We start from the raw sequence: 15,226 nt of genomic DNA on the forward strand, positions 1-15,226 counted from the left end.
ATTTCACTAAAAAAAATACAATTATTATCAGCGGAGAAGCTAAAATAAACGAGATATTTAATTATAAAAGTATTAAACGTATCAGTACAATTGCTTGTATTGTTAGTTGGATTCTTCTACTTATGATTGGCGTAAGGGAGCAATATTTAACGGATTACAATATCCCGCATGCACCTTTCCCTTCTTTTGTTAAAGGATTAATTTTAAATGCTTGGATTATTAGCTCTTACTTTCTAATCTGGTTGTTTTTTCAACCTAAGGAACGGGATTTCCAAGGTTTACTATGGCAAATTTTTGTAGTTGCATTACTCTCTACTTTAATGTCTATGGGGGTAAACTTATTACTCACATGGTTACGAGACGAATTACAATATAACCTTCCTTTTCTCTACGCTATATTTTTCCATATTGAGTTTACTTTACTTATGACACTGCTCATAAGCACATTTGTAATATGGAAAAAATTAATACTGTTTGAGCAAACAAAATTTACGCACTATACCTGGAATGCATTCGAGATATTTCTTGGAATAACAATGCTTGCTCATTTCTTTAGAATAGGTACAATTGATGTCTATTTTAAAATTCCGATAGCATTTTTAATTGTATGGATTCTTATTATTTCTGTAAACGTAAGGTGGGTACCTCATTTAAACTTTCAGCAAAAAGTACAAGGAATATTTAAGCTTGCATTTATAATGCTTGCCCTTAGCTATTTTGTTGCAAGTTTTCAGTTTTACTTTTATGAGCAATCACTTATTTCAGACGATTTAATAAAGAACTTATTCCCTGGTACATTATTTATTTTTGTCTTTGTATATGCGGCATCGTCTGCTTTATTTATGCTCTTTAGTTTACCGACTTCTTCTGTTTTTGAGAAAAAAGAGCAAGAGATAAGTAGTTTTAGAGATCTAAGTTTAGCTGTTAGAGATGGAAAAAAAGACACCGATGTATACAAAGTACTTCTTGATAGTTCTTTAAAGAGTATTCAAGCAGATGCAGGGTGGATTATTGATGGAAATTATAATGTCAAGACATTTTACGGTGTTAGCAAACAAGATATTTTAATTGTAAATCAAGATTTAAAAGATGCAAACTATCAAGGTTCTGCTCCTTTAAAATTGAATTTTCAACCTTATTTTAGGAAAGAATCTGTCAACAGAAATTATAGATCTATTCTAGCTATGCCTATTATAGTAGATCAGTCTGTTAGTGGTTCTTTAATTCTTGTAAAAAATTTACAGAACTCTATAGATTCGGTAATGCAATCTACTGTTGGAACGTATGTCGCTCAAGCAGGAATTGCACTTTTTAACCTCGATTTATTATCAAATGCTGTAAAAAACGAGGTATATAAGAACAGTATGCAAATTGCGAAACAAACGCAAGAAGCATTAATGCCAAAGAGTTTAGAAATTAATGAAAATATTGAAGTGTATGTAACTTGGGAACCTGCAATTGTTGTTGGAGGAGACTATTATGATATGCACCGAATTAATGATCAAGAAGTAAGCTTTATTATTGCAGATGTATCTGGTAAAGGGCCAAAAGCTGCTTTTAATATGGCTCAAATGAAGGGTATATATCATTCTCTAGCTAGAGAAGACGGTATTAAACCAGATGAGTTTTTTATTAGAGCAAATGCAGCCTTGACAGGATGTATTCAAAGAGATACTTTTATTACTGCTACTTATTTACATATAAATACAGAAGAAAAGAAAGTTGATTATGCTAGAGCAGGTCACTGTCCTACTTTGTATTATAGTGTAGAAAAAGAAGAAGCTACGTTTTTAGATAACCGTGGACTAGGCTTAGGTATTGTAAGAAACAACTCTTACAAAAAGTTTATCCATAACCACGAAATACAATATAAAGAAGGAGATCTTTTGCTTCTTTATACAGATGGTATTACAGAGGCTAGAAGCAAGAATAAAGTCGATGAATATGGTTATGATATGATGAAAGAAATTTTAGAGCATAACCATGAACTTCCTCTTAAAGAAATTGCCAATAAAATTTTAGTTGATATTTATGAGTTCATGGGTAAAAAAGCCATGGATGATGATTTTACCTTACTTCTAATTCGACTTTAAAAACACCTAATAAATAATTATCTTTAATTAGATATATAAATCCTAATTGAATACCCACCTTTTAAAATCAACCTAATGAAAAATTTTATTACAGGATTATTAATCCTACTATACTCTGGTATATCATACTCTCAAGAATCTTATCAACTGTCAAGTCATATTCTTGATGTTACAAAAGGAGCTCCTGCTCAAAATGTAAAAATTAAGCTCGAAAAATTAAAAAGTGACAAATCTTGGATAAGTATTGATCAAAAAGTAACAGATGAAAATGGAAGAATTAAGGACTTCCTAAAAAGTACTGATAAAACAAATCACAAAGGAATCTACAAACTCACTTACTTTGTTAGTCCTTATTTTAAAAAGCAAGGAATCGAATCATTCTACCCTTTTATTGAAGTTGTTTTTGAAATAAAAGACGACAAACATTATCATGTACCTATCACTTTATCTGCCTTTGGTTATTCAACCTACAGAGGCAACTAAATTTATCTTCTAAAGAAGATTAAAGTCTACTCTTTATTTAAGCTAAATAGTTCATTTTTTATGTACTTTTGTTCCATAAAATTGAATTATGACAAATCAAACTAATAATCAGCCCCTAAAGTTTTTACGCCCAGATCTTTTTAAGGTTGGTGCTATTGCTGGGGTTATGGCTGCATTTGTATGTGCCGCCTATATATTACTTCTAAATCAAATAGGAGAAAATTCTTTTGGTAGATGGAAAAACGTCTACTTCCCACTTTATGGGTTTTTCTTTGCTGGAGCAATGAGCTATTTCAGATTAAAACTGAACAATGGGAGAATGCAAGCTCCACAAGGAATTTTGATAGGAATTACTTTAAATACAGTAGGTTCTGCTACCTACGGTTTTTTACTGTATATTATACTAAGTACAAAAGAACTTGGGAAAGCAATTATTACTAGACATGCTGCAGATTTAAAAATCTTAATGCTAGAAGGTAAAGAGATTTTTATTGAGCAACTTGGCGAGACTGAATTTAATAAGCAGGTTGCCGAACTCGATAACTTAACACCAAGTATTTTAGCTATAGACCAAGCAATAGGGATGCTATTTTTAGGTATTTTCCTTACTTTCCTATTCATGCTCATCATCAAAAAGAAATAAAGTATATGTCATCAATTTCAGAAAACTTAGCCACTTTCAATAAGGAATTAGAAGGAACGGCGTGTCATTTATGTGCAGTAAGTAAAACTAAACCTATTGAGATGCTTCAAGAGGCTTACGATGCTGGACAGAGAATATTAGGTGAGAACAAAGTTCAAGAACTTGTTGATAAGAACGATGCACTTCCTAAAGATATCCAATGGCATATGATTGGGCATTTACAAAGAAATAAAGTGAAGTACATTGCTCCTTTTATTTCTTTAATTCATTCTATAGATAGCCCAAGACTATTAAATGAAGTTCAAAAAAGAGCTGCTCAAAATGACAGAGTAATCAATTGTTTACTCCAAATTTATATTGCAAATGAAGAAACTAAGTTTGGTTTTTCTAAAGATGAAGTAACTGATCTCTTACAATCAGATACTTTTAAAACTATGAAGAGTATCAAGATAGTTGGTGTAATGGGAATGGCAACTAATACTACAAATAAAGAACAGGTCCGTAAAGAATTTGCATCACTTAAAGTGTTATTTGATGACCTTAAAAATCAGTTTAATACTTTAGAAAATGTCGATTTAAAAGAGATATCAATGGGTATGTCTGGTGATTACAAAATTGCAATCGAAGAAGGGAGTACAATGGTTCGTGTGGGGAGTGCTATTTTTGGTGCTAGAAACTATGGAAATGTGTAACTATCTAATTTATTTATCGTTTAAATCATCTATAAACAAAATTAGATCTTAACTAAATACAAATATGCGCGAACAAAATTATTCATATAATAGAAGACATTCTGAAAAAGAAATAGAAGATGTTCAAAGTTCATTTATGGCTAAAGTATATGGATGGATGAGTGCTGGTTTAATAATTACTGCACTAACATCTATGTTTATAGCAAATACATACGAACTTGTTCAAATGGTAGCCAGCGCAAGATGGGTATTAATTATAGCTCAATTAGGACTTGTATTTGCCATAAGTGGTGCTATAAATAAATTATCTAGTACTACAGCAACATTACTTTTCTTATTATATTCTGCCTTAACAGGAGCAACCTTATCTAGTATATTTTATGTATATGATATAAATGCAATTGTAAGCACATTCTTTGTTACAGCAGGTACCTTTGTAGGAATGAGTATATATGGAATGACTACTAAAAAAGATCTTTCTGCAATGGGAAGTTTACTAATTATGGCCTTATTTGGCTTAATTTTAACTTCTGTAGTTAATATATTTATTGGGAGTTCTATGATTTATTGGGCATCATCAGCAATAGGTGTATTAATTTTTGTTGGTTTAATTGCTTACGATACTCAAAAAATTAAAGAGCTTGGATACCAATCTTTAGATGGAGAATCTTCTAGAAAAATGGCTATTCTAGGTGCTTTAAGCTTATACTTAGACTTTATAAATCTTTTCTTATATCTACTTCGTTTCTTTGGCGGGCGTAGAAACTAATTGAAAAGACAAAATAAATATTTTATTGAACCAACTTCATTACTTGAAGTTGGTTCTTTGTTTTAAATCAAAAAGTAGTAGGTTCTAAAATATAAAAACGTGTACTTTGTTACCTCATTTAAATTCATTAACAAACTACTCTTTATGACTAAATTTTACATTACTTTATTATTTTTAACATTGTCTTCATTTTTCTCATATGCTCAAGACAATGACTACTCCGAATATTTGCTTAATAAACTTAAGCAAGATCATTTTTCAAATGAAAGAACACATGTACACACTCCTCGTTGTGGAACTCCACTTTATCTAGAAGCACTAAATAATTGGGACAAACTAAACTCTAAAGCTCAAGCTGCATTTTCTGATGCAGTTCAAAGACATTCATTTAATTCTCCTAAAGTTTATGAAACTACATATTTTACTCTTCATTATACTAATGAAGGAGATGATGCTGTAGACCAAACAGATCAAGATGGAAACAACATTCCAGATTACATTGATTTGGTTGCTAAAATATCTGATAATGTCTTCAAAATAGATATTCAAGATAGGGGTTTTAACTCACCTCCAGCAGATAATACTGGTGGATCTGATAAGCCTGACATCTATATCTATAGCTTAAATGCAGGCGTCTATGGTACTGTAGTTCCTGAAAATAACTTAGGAAATAATTCTGCCACAACAATCACAGAAGTAGCCTCTTACACTTCTCATATGAATTTAAGAAACAACTATGATAATTTTAATAATTCTGAAGAAGAAAATCTTAAGGTAACTCTAGCACATGAGTTGTCACATATGATTGATTTTGGCTATAATTATAATTTCCCAACATGGTTTTTAGAAGCAAAAGGTGCTTGGGAAGAAAAAAGAATCTATCCTGATCTTACTGATAATTTTCAATATATTTCATCATTTACAGATTCTGATTATGCTTTAGATTATGGTAAATATACTATTGACAATAATACAGACGAAAGTAGTAGGTGGTATAGCGGTTGGTTGTTTTTTCAATTGATTTATGAAAATTTGGAAGACAAGGATCATCCTTTCTTAAGAAAAATTCTAGAAAGAGGCATTACCTATGTTATAAATGATGAAGGGTATACATTTATTGATGAAGAATTAGAAAGTCTTTTTGAAATGGACTTTACTGACATTCATAGAGTATTTAGAATTACTAATGGTATTCTTACAGATGATAAGAAAATTACAGAAAACTATGCATATAATGATGCCGCTAAATACAGAAAACATCTTAGAGAATATTATACTGATGATACTCAAAATTACTACTTCTTACATCAAGATATAGGACCAATTTATTTTGAAAATGAAGTGAGTTTTAATGGTGAATCTACAGATAGTGTTTCATATAATGGTAATTCTGATGGTAATAGTAGACTTAACAGACTTTCTGTAGATTACCTATCTTTAAAAACTGAGAACCTTGACAATATTTCTCTTGAGTTAATGTCAAATCAAGATGATGAAGTTAATATTGATATTATATTATATAACAGCACAACTAATAAAATTGAGGTTAAAAGTGGTTCAGAAGAAAGCAAAATTCAAATTGAAAAGCCTGGTGATTATGCAACTAAAATAATAGTAATTACGAGAAATGATGTTAAACTTGATGGTGATGCTGACGCTGAATATGAAATCAAATTAACTAAAAATGTCAATACAGTAACAAGCTTATTAGATGAGTTGAACACGATTACAATCTCACCTAACCCTACAAATGGTCTTATCAATATTAGTTACCAAGATAAAGACATCAAGAATATATATGTTCATGATATTACTGGTAAATTGAAAGGAACTTATAAAGCAAATACTTTTAATACAGAAGTTTCTCTTGAAGGGAAAAATGGAATGTATTTCATTACACTTGATAATGGTAAAACATTTAAAGTAATCAAAAATTAAGAATAACATGACAAATATATTTTTCATTCTAATACTTCTTTTTTCTATTTCATCTTGTGTTAAAACAACAAGTCAAAATACGGAGGATATTGAAGTAATTAAAATGTCAAAAACTAGTTGTAGAGGTAACTGTCCACAGTACTCTATCATAATTTATAATTCAAAAAAAGTACTATTAGATGCTAAAAGCAATCTTCAATTTGAAGGTAAATATTCTCTTAAATTAAATGATGAACAATATAAAACACTCGTTAAATCATTTGAGGATACTGGCTTTGATAACTTTAAAGCGGAATACACTGCCAAGGTTACAGATCTACCAACAACTTACATAAGTTATCTCACCAATGATTCTTTATATACTGTAAAAGATTATTATGGTGCTCCAAAAGAATTAAAGATGTTAGAAAATAATATCGCTAATCTACTTGAATTGGAAGGTTGGGAAAAATATGAGCTCTAAGTTTTACAGATCTTGAATTCTAATAAAAAACACCTATTTACGCAAGTTGTAAATAGGTGTTTTTTTATAATGAAGCATAAATGGTTTTAATATTTGGCTGTAAAGCAGGATCAAAAACAGCTTTTAACTTTTTATCTTCTGTAATATAGATATGTAGATTATTTAAACTTGAAGTACCCGGTGTAATTGTATAAGGATATTCTGATGACGTGCTCGTATCTTCTACATTTTGTCCTTGTAAATTCCATGTGAAATCAACAATTTCTGTTGATAATACTAACCTTACTGTTACCAAAGTATCATTACTACTTGTAATTGATATATAACTATTACCAAACTCATCTGCTGAAAGAGTATCTACTTCAGACGTACCTTCTAACCCAAAACCTGATATAATATATTGCCCCTCTACATACTGACTTGTATTAATCGTTACCTCTTCGTTATTTTCAAAACAAGAGATTAATAAAAAAGGAAGTATAAAAATAGATAAAGAGTTAATCAATAGGTTTTTCATGGCTGGTAATATTAGATGTAATTAGGTACAGGTTATTTACACGTATTAAGTCTATTTTTTGATTTATACTATTTATCTATAGATGTAATAGAATTACAGCTAACAATTACACAAACACTCAATAAACATTATTATTAAAGAAGTATTTATTCATTTTCAATAAAAAACAAAGTACTATATTCACTTACAAAGTTATTTTTAATCGATAATTTCAAAGTATTACCAGTTGATTACCATATATTTATGATGTGATTTATAGAATAAAAATTAAATAATATTGAAATTTATAGACCTTAACGCAGACTTAGGCGAAGGCTTTTCTTTTGATGAAAGCCTATTGAAAATAATTTCTTCTTGTAACATAGCATGCGGAGGACATGCTGGTGACGAAAATAGCATGGCAACTACTATATTACTTGCTAAAAAATATAATGTTACTATTGGAGCACACCCCTCTTACCCTGATAAAAAAAACTTCGGTAGAACAATGATGAAAATTTCATCCACTCAACTGATTGATTCCTTATTAGATCAAATAAATCAACTACTTACAATTGGAGAAACTAATAACGCAACTATACGCTATATAAAACCTCACGGTGCTTTGTACAACAGAGCTATGAACGATAAAGAAACTGCTGCTTCTATCATTACTTCTGTAAAAGAAATAAATATAGACTTAGCAGTAATGGGTATTCCAAATTCAGAACTAGAAAAGCTTTGTAGTAAAGAAAATATTCAATTTATTAAAGAAGGTTTTGCTGACAGAAGATATAACTCTGATGGATCTTTGGTAAATAGAACACATAAAAAAGCTGTTATTCATCAAAAAGGAAAAGTATGGATGCAAATCAAAGACTTAATTGAAAAACAGAAAATTCTTAGTATTGACAATGAACTTGTTCCCCTTTCAATAAACAGTATCTGTTTTCATGGGGATACTCCTAAAACTTTGGAGCTATTAGAATTTGTTACACATCAGCTAAAAGAAATTGATATTTCAATAAAATCATATATTTAATATGACCATTAAACAGTTTGGAGAAAATGGATTACTCATTCAATTTGAAAATATAATTTCAACTCAAATTCATTTACTAGTAAGTAGTTATTATCAAAAATTAATTGAGGTTTCTTTTGATGGACTTCTATCTATTATCCCTGCCTATAATTCTATCACTATAGTATTCAACTCTTCAATAACCGATTTCCTATCAATTAGAAAAAAAGTAGAAGATTTAGATATCAAAATAAAAACAAGAACAGATCAAAAGGTTATAGAAATCCCCGTATGTTACGACCCTTCATTAGGGTTAGATATTGAATTTGTAGCGAATCATAATGCTCTTACTATTAATGATATTATCCAACTTCATACATCACCTTTATATACTGTATACATGTTAGGGTTTTCACCTGGCTTTATGTACCTAGGAGGGTTAGATAATAAATTATTTATTCCTCGAAAAGAAAATCCTCGACTTAAAATTTCAGCAGGCGCTGTTGGTTTAGCTGATAAACAAACAGGTATTTACCCGTCTGCAACTCCAGGTGGATGGCAAATTATAGGACAAACACCTCTTTCAATCTTTAAACTTAATGAGAAACCTCTTGTTCAAATGGGTGATTTAGTAAAATTCAGACCTATTGACCTTGAAACCTATAACCAAATGAGTATATGAGTTTTGAAATTATAAAAGGTGGATTTCTTACAACTATTCAAGATGATGGAAGGTATGGAGTGCAAGATCAAGGAATTCCGGTCTCAGGATTTATGGATGAATCGTCTGCACATATTGCTAATTCTTTACTAGGTAATCCTATTAATTCTGCTGTTTTAGAATGCTGTATGATTGGTTGTACAATAAAAGCACATACTGAGTTTTCTATCGCTTTCTTTGGTGCCCATATGGAATTAAAACTTAATAATCATATAGTCTCACAAGGAAAAATAATTACACTTACTACAGATGATATATTAAGTATAGGTTTCGCAAAGCAAGGAATGTATGGTTATTTGGCTATCAGTGGCTCAATTGATATACCGAAAATCTACAATAGTAAATCTACATATCTGCCTTCTCAGTTTGGAGGCTATAAAGGACGTAAATTAGAAAAAGGAGATATTGTTTCGCTCTCTAATCCTAAAATTCTCTCAAATAGTTTCAGTGTCGTAAAACAACAAGTTTTCACCAATTTTACTACGTTAGAAGTAATGTGTGGACCAGAATGGAATGATCTTCCGGTTGAATCTCAACAAAAACTTCTCTCTTCAACTTACACAATAGGAAAAGATATTAGCCGAATTGGCTACCGTATAGAAGGGGAACCAATTTCTTTAGGTGAAAAAAAAGAGATAATTTCTTCTGGAATGTTAAAAGGAACAATACAAATAACTAGTGCTGGTACTCCAATAATCATGATGGCAGACTCACCAACATCAGGAGGGTATTTGAGAATATTAAACCTGACTGCAAGAGCTTGTGATCAATTGGCTCAATTACAGCCAAAATACCGTATAACATTTCAATTTTTGACTAAAAAATAAGGAGTACAATTCCGTAGAATTATACTCCTTAAAAAAAGATCTATTTATAATGATTTTCAAGAACTAAAAATTAATATTTCACTAATTTCAATTCTAAGATTATCATTATTAACCCATAAATGGGTACTTGTAATCTGTTGGCGAAACAAATGTTTCTTTCAACGTTCTTGGAGCAACCCAACGTAACAAGTTCAATGCAGAACCCGCCTTATCGTTTGTTCCAGAAGCTCTAGAACCACCAAATGGTTGCTGACCTACAACAGCACCTGTTGGCTTATCGTTGATATAGAAATTACCTGCTGCATTTTCTAATCTCTTAGTTGCTAACTCAATTGCATAACGATCTTGAGAGAAGATAGCACCTGTTAAAGCATAAGTAGAAGTATTATCTACTAAATACATTGCTTCTTCGAAGTACTCAGCATCGTAAACATAAATAGTTACAATTGGTCCAAAGATCTCTTCTACCATAGATTCGTAGTTAGGATCTTTTGTTAAGATAACTGTAGGCTCAACAAAGTAACCTGTAGATTTATCGTAACCACCACCAGCAACAATCTCACATAATGCAGATTCGTTTGCTCTGTCGATGTAACCTGCACATTTATCAAATGATCTCTCATTGATTACAGCTGTAAAGAAGTTTTTGAAATCATCTGGAGTACCCATATGATTCTTAATAATATCTTCAACATCAGCTTGAACATATCCTTTCACCTCTTCCCAAAGGTTACTTGGTACGTAAACTCTAGAAGCTGCAGAACATTTTTGTCCTTGGAATTCGAAAGCTCCACGAACAATACCAGTTGCTAGTTCTTTTGCCTTAGCAGATTTGTGTGCTAAAATAAAATCTTTACCACCAGTCTCACCTACAATTCTAGGGTAAGAATTATAGTTAGCAATATTATTACCGATTGTAGACCAAAGGTGTTGGAATACTCCAGTAGAACCTGTAAAGTGAAGGCCTGCAAATTCTTTATGATTAAAGATTACATCTCCAGCATCTGGTCCGTCAACATAAACTAAGTTGATTACGCCATCAGGTACACCTGCTTCCTTAAACACTTCCATCAATACGTTTGCTGAGTAAATTTGATCGTGAGAAGGTTTCCAAACGATTGTATTACCCATCATAGCTGGAGCAGTTGGTAAGTTACCTGCAATAGCTGTAAAGTTGAATGGTGTTAAAGCAAAGATAAATCCTTCTAAAGGACGATATTCTAATCTATTCCACATTCCAGGTCCAGACTGAGGTTGATCTTGATAGATCTCAGTCATGAACTGAACATTAAATCTTAAGAAGTCGATCAATTCACAAGCTGCATCAATTTCTGCTTGATGTGCTGTTTTAGATTGACCGATTAAAGTAGCTGCATTAATTTTTGCTCTGTAAGGACCTGCTAATAAATCGGCAGCCTTTAAGAAAATTGACGCACGGTGTTCCCAAGCTAAGTCTGCCCATGCATCTCGTGCACCTAAAGCAGCATTGATTGCTTGTGTCACATGATCTTTATCCCCTTGGTGATATTCACCAACAACATTTTGGTGATTATGCGGAGAAACACATGTACCTAAATTATTTGTTCTTACTTCTTGAGCACCGATATACATAGGGATATCGACTTTCTGAGAAGACATTTCTGCCACTTTAGCCGCTAATTCTGCACGTTCAGGAGTTCCTGGTGCATAACTTTTAATGGGCTCGTTGACAGCGGTAGGTACGCTGAAAAATCCTTTTGCCATGAGTTAAAATTTATGATATGTGAATACTAATATTAGCATGCGGTCGTATGTGTAAAACCGTCAATGTGTTAAGTTCCACAAATGTAGGTATTGGGAACCGATTATTAATAACTAGTATCAAAATTATAAGATTTCTTATGTAAAAATCCTAGAATAAATGATTTAAAACATTAAATCTAGTTCATGGTTTGGAAGGTGTATAGTATCTTTAAATATATTAAGCTATTTTTCTACTTAATTTTACTTCAACAAGGAGTTAAAAGTCATTTATTTCTTTAGTTTGGAAATAGATATTAAGGTGGCTATTCATCCTTAATTGTCATTAGTCGTTATTCATTCAACACACATCAGTGCATACAACTTTGGATCAACATTCAGAAGCATATATAGAAGAAGAAATTGCTATTTACGGAGCAAGAGAAAATAATCTTAAAAACTTTGATTTAAAATTCCCTAGAAATAGTCTAGTGGTAATTACTGGTGTTTCCGGAAGTGGTAAATCGTCATTAGCATTCGATACCATTTATGCGGAAGGGCAAAGAAGGTATATGGAAAGTTTTTCTGCTTATGCCCGTTCTTTTATTGGCAACATGGAACGCCCTGATGTAGATAAAATAGAAGGCTTAAGTCCTGTTATTTCTATAGAACAGAAAACTACATCAAGAAACCCAAGGTCTACAGTAGGTACTACTACAGAAATTTATGATTTCTTACGTTTATTATATGCTCGAACTGCTGATGCTTTTTCTTATGTGACAGGAGAAAAAATGATTAAGCAGACCGAAGATCAAATTATTGAATGGATAATGGAGCATTATGATGGTCAGAAAATGATTATCCTAGCCCCTGTTATCAAAGGTAGAAAAGGACACTATAGAGAACTATTTGTTCAACTTAGAAAGCAAGGTTACAGTAAGGTTCGTATCGATGGCGAAATCACTGATCTTGTTCCAAAAATGCAGGTTGACAGATACAAAACACATGATATAGAAGTTGTTATTGATAGAGTTAAGGTAGAAGATAAAGATGTCTTCAGAATTAATCAGTCTATAAAAACAGCAATGAAAGAGGGTAAAGGAATTATACTTACTGTATTTCCTGATGCTCCTAAAAAAGAACAAGTCAAATTCTTCTCAAAGTTTTTGATGGACCCTAAATCTGGTATCTCTTATGATGAACCTGCTCCTAATATATTCTCATTCAATTCTCCTTATGGTGCCTGTAAAACATGTAATGGCTTAGGGGAAATTGAAGAGATTACTCAGAAAGCAGTAATACCAGACCCTTCTAAAAGTATTTTTGCAGGTGGCATCGTTCCATTAGGTGAGTATAGAGATATTTATATCTTTAAGATGATAGAACAACACCTTAAACAAAGAGGTTTTACACTATCTACACCAGTTTCAGAATTAAGTCAAGAAGCAATAGAAGTAGTTTTATATGGTTCCGATGAAGAAATTGAAGTACTAAATGCTAAAGACTCGAAGTACAATGCACCATGGATTACACAATTTGAAGGAGTAATTCCTTTTCTTAAACGCCATGCAAAAAGTAGTTCCGAAAAAGTAAAAAATTGGGCAGAAGAATATACTATTATAAAAAGATGTCCAACCTGCGAAGGTGCTCGTTTAAAGAAAGAATCTCTACATTTTAAAATTGCAGATAAAAATATTGCTGAGCTTGCCGAAATGGATATCCAAACTTTCGGTGACTACATGAATACCATTGATGATAAACTTACTGAACGTCAGAAAACGATTGGTACGGAAATTATCAAAGAGCTTAAAAAAAGAACTAGTTTTTTAATTAATGTTGGTTTAGAATACCTTACACTTAACCGTTCATTAAAAACACTTTCTGGTGGAGAAGCCCAACGTATTCGTTTAGCTACGCAGATCGGTACTCAACTTGTTGGTGTTCTCTATATTTTAGATGAACCAAGTATTGGGTTACATCAAAGAGATAATATTAAACTGATTAAGTCTTTACATGATTTAAGAGATCTTGGTAATTCTGTTATTGTGGTAGAACATGATAAAGACATGATGCTCGCTTCAGATTATATTCTTGATATAGGTCCTAAAGCTGGTCTATATGGCGGTAATGTAGTAGCAGCAGGTACACCTACTGATTTTCTTAAGCAAAGAAGTACAACTGCCGATTTCTTAAGTGATATCGTAAAAATTGAAATCCCTAAAAAGAGACGTGAAGGCAATGGACATACAATTACATTAAAAGGTGCTAATGGTAATAATCTTAGAAATGTTTCTGTAGATTTCCCTTTAGGTAAAATGATTTGTATTACTGGTGTTTCTGGGTCTGGAAAATCAACATTAATTCACGATACATTATACCCAATACTTAATCAAAAAATTTATCGCTCTAAGAAAAATCCAAAAGAATACAAAAGTATTGAAGGTTTAGAATTTGTTGATAAAGTTATTGAAGTAGATCAGTCTCCAATTGGTAGAACTCCACGTTCAAACCCTGCCACTTATACAGATATGTTCTCAGAAATCAGAACATTATTTACAAACCTACCTGAATCTAAAATTAGAGGTTATAAACCTGGTAGATTCTCTTTTAATGTAAAAGGAGGAAGGTGCGAAACCTGTCAGGGAGGTGGTAAGAAACTTATTGAAATGGATTTCTTACCAGATGTTTATGTAGACTGTGAAGAATGTAAAGGAAAAAGATACAACAGAGAAACTCTAGAGATACGTTATAAAGGAAAATCTATTTCTGATATCTTAAATATGACCGTTGATCAAGGTGCAGAGTTTTTTGAGCCTTACCCTAAAATATTAAGAAAGTTAACTGCTTTAAGTGAAGTTGGTTTAGGATACATCACCTTAGGGCAACATGCTACTACATTATCTGGAGGAGAAGCTCAACGTGTAAAATTAGCAACTGAATTATCTAAAAAAGATACAGGAAAGACATTTTATATTCTTGATGAACCAACTACTGGACTTCATTTTGAGGATATCCAACACCTTTTAAATGTTTTACATAAACTTGTTGACAAAGGAAATACCGTTTTAGTAATTGAGCATAACCTCGATGTTATCAAAGTTGCTGATCATATTATAGATCTAGGTCCAGAAGGTGGCAGAGGTGGAGGAATGATTGTAGCTGAAGGTACACCAGAAAAAGTAAGCAGGAGTAAGAAGAGTTACACTGCTAAGTTCTTAAAAGAAGAAATGAAGTAAAAAAGGCTATTTATTATGTATTATTTGGTGAAATATATAAAGTGTAAAATATACTTCTAATTATTGTACTTTATTTATATTCATTTGCATTTAAAATACAAACCTAGTATATTCGCATTACTAAT

Annotated in this window: 13 protein-coding genes; 11 read left to right on the forward strand and 2 right to left on the reverse strand. The window is 31.7% G+C overall.

Annotated elements, in window-relative coordinates:
• Window positions 1-122 precede the first annotated feature (122 nt).
• The 7 genes from EI427_RS15285 (at window position 123) to EI427_RS15315 (ending at window position 7,081) form a co-directional block, all read left to right on the forward strand.
• Window positions 123-2,093, forward strand: a complete 1,971-nt coding sequence (locus EI427_RS15285; protein WP_126616248.1) for a PP2C family protein-serine/threonine phosphatase — start codon at window positions 123-125, stop codon at window positions 2,091-2,093.
• Window positions 2,094-2,168: 75 nt separating this feature from the next.
• Window positions 2,169-2,576, forward strand: a complete 408-nt coding sequence (gene uraH, locus EI427_RS15290; protein ID WP_126616251.1) for a hydroxyisourate hydrolase — start codon at window positions 2,169-2,171, stop codon at window positions 2,574-2,576.
• A gap of 88 nt (window positions 2,577-2,664) precedes the next feature.
• Window positions 2,665-3,219 (forward strand): DUF4199 family protein, encoded by a 555-nt coding sequence (locus EI427_RS15295; RefSeq protein ID WP_126616254.1) that lies wholly within the window; start codon window positions 2,665-2,667, stop codon window positions 3,217-3,219.
• Window positions 3,220-3,224: 5 nt separating this feature from the next.
• Window positions 3,225-3,911: a YggS family pyridoxal phosphate-dependent enzyme gene (locus tag EI427_RS15300; protein ID WP_126616257.1), complete on the forward strand. Its 687-nt coding sequence runs from the start codon at window positions 3,225-3,227 to the stop codon at window positions 3,909-3,911.
• Window positions 3,912-3,975: 64 nt separating this feature from the next.
• Window positions 3,976-4,680 carry a Bax inhibitor-1/YccA family protein gene (locus tag EI427_RS15305; protein ID WP_205727864.1) on the forward strand — a complete coding sequence of 235 codons (705 nt, stop codon included), beginning with the start codon at window positions 3,976-3,978 and terminating at the stop codon, window positions 4,678-4,680.
• A gap of 144 nt (window positions 4,681-4,824) precedes the next feature.
• A complete protein-coding gene (locus EI427_RS15310) occupies window positions 4,825-6,618 on the forward strand; it encodes a T9SS type A sorting domain-containing protein (RefSeq protein ID WP_126616260.1) in 1,794 nt (597 codons plus the stop codon).
• Window positions 6,619-6,625: 7 nt separating this feature from the next.
• Complete coding sequence (locus tag EI427_RS15315) at window positions 6,626-7,081, forward strand: DUF6438 domain-containing protein (RefSeq protein WP_126616263.1); 456 nt, start codon at window positions 6,626-6,628, stop codon at window positions 7,079-7,081.
• Window positions 7,082-7,145: 64 nt separating this feature from the next.
• Here EI427_RS15315 and EI427_RS15320 read toward each other — a convergent pair whose 3' ends face one another.
• Window positions 7,146-7,598 carry a hypothetical protein gene (locus tag EI427_RS15320; RefSeq protein WP_126616266.1) on the reverse strand — a complete coding sequence of 151 codons (453 nt, stop codon included), beginning with the start codon at window positions 7,596-7,598 and terminating at the stop codon, window positions 7,146-7,148.
• Window positions 7,599-7,875: 277 nt separating this feature from the next.
• Between EI427_RS15320 and pxpA the strand changes: the two genes are divergently transcribed.
• From pxpA to EI427_RS15335, 3 genes are read left to right on the forward strand one after another with little or no spacing between them, the layout of a single operon-like run.
• The gene (gene pxpA, locus EI427_RS15325; RefSeq protein ID WP_170178492.1) at window positions 7,876-8,619 is read left to right on the forward strand and encodes a 5-oxoprolinase subunit PxpA; all 744 of its coding nucleotides are present in this window, start codon (window positions 7,876-7,878) and stop codon (window positions 8,617-8,619) included.
• Between the two features lies 1 nt (window position 8,620).
• Entirely contained in the window at window positions 8,621-9,280 is a 660-nt protein-coding gene (gene pxpB, locus EI427_RS15330; RefSeq protein WP_126616272.1) for a 5-oxoprolinase subunit PxpB, read from the forward strand.
• Complete coding sequence (locus tag EI427_RS15335; protein ID WP_126616275.1) at window positions 9,277-10,146, forward strand: 5-oxoprolinase subunit C family protein; 870 nt, start codon at window positions 9,277-9,279, stop codon at window positions 10,144-10,146. The genes pxpB and EI427_RS15335 overlap by 4 nt, the downstream gene beginning before the upstream one ends.
• A 108-nt stretch (window positions 10,147-10,254) precedes the next feature.
• On the opposite strand, the gene pruA is transcribed toward EI427_RS15335, so the two are convergent.
• Window positions 10,255-11,889: an L-glutamate gamma-semialdehyde dehydrogenase gene (pruA, locus tag EI427_RS15340; RefSeq protein ID WP_126616277.1), complete on the reverse strand. Its 1,635-nt coding sequence runs from the start codon at window positions 11,887-11,889 to the stop codon at window positions 10,255-10,257.
• A gap of 362 nt (window positions 11,890-12,251) precedes the next feature.
• Here pruA and uvrA point away from each other — a divergent pair, with 362 nt between their 5' ends.
• The gene (gene uvrA, locus EI427_RS15345) at window positions 12,252-15,101 is read left to right on the forward strand and encodes an excinuclease ABC subunit UvrA (RefSeq protein WP_240655315.1); all 2,850 of its coding nucleotides are present in this window, start codon (window positions 12,252-12,254) and stop codon (window positions 15,099-15,101) included.
• The last annotated feature ends 125 nt before the right edge of the window (window positions 15,102-15,226 follow it).

Source organism: Flammeovirga pectinis (genome assembly GCF_003970675.1).
Lineage (GTDB): Bacteria > Bacteroidota > Bacteroidia > Cytophagales > Flammeovirgaceae > Flammeovirga > Flammeovirga pectinis.

Bases quoted from the DNA above. Each gene is read 5' to 3' on its own strand.
- EI427_RS15285 (WP_126616248.1), top strand. From the start codon at position 123: ATGATTGGCGTAAGGGAGCAATATTTAACGGATTACAATATCCCGCAT.
- EI427_RS15315 (WP_126616263.1), top strand. From the start codon at position 6,626: ATGACAAATATATTTTTCATTCTAATACTTCTTTTTTCTATTTCATCT.
- EI427_RS15310 (WP_126616260.1), top strand. From the start codon at position 4,825: ATGACTAAATTTTACATTACTTTATTATTTTTAACATTGTCTTCATTT.
- pxpB (WP_126616272.1), top strand. From the start codon at position 8,621: ATGACCATTAAACAGTTTGGAGAAAATGGATTACTCATTCAATTTGAA.
- EI427_RS15335 (WP_126616275.1), top strand. From the start codon at position 9,277: ATGAGTTTTGAAATTATAAAAGGTGGATTTCTTACAACTATTCAAGAT.
- EI427_RS15300 (WP_126616257.1), top strand. From the start codon at position 3,225: ATGTCATCAATTTCAGAAAACTTAGCCACTTTCAATAAGGAATTAGAA.
- EI427_RS15305 (WP_205727864.1), top strand. From the start codon at position 3,976: ATGCGCGAACAAAATTATTCATATAATAGAAGACATTCTGAAAAAGAA.
- uraH (WP_126616251.1), top strand. From the start codon at position 2,169: ATGAAAAATTTTATTACAGGATTATTAATCCTACTATACTCTGGTATA.
- pruA (WP_126616277.1), bottom strand. From the start codon at position 11,889: ATGGCAAAAGGATTTTTCAGCGTACCTACCGCTGTCAACGAGCCCATT.
- EI427_RS15320 (WP_126616266.1), bottom strand. From the start codon at position 7,598: ATGAAAAACCTATTGATTAACTCTTTATCTATTTTTATACTTCCTTTT.
- EI427_RS15295 (WP_126616254.1), top strand. From the start codon at position 2,665: ATGACAAATCAAACTAATAATCAGCCCCTAAAGTTTTTACGCCCAGAT.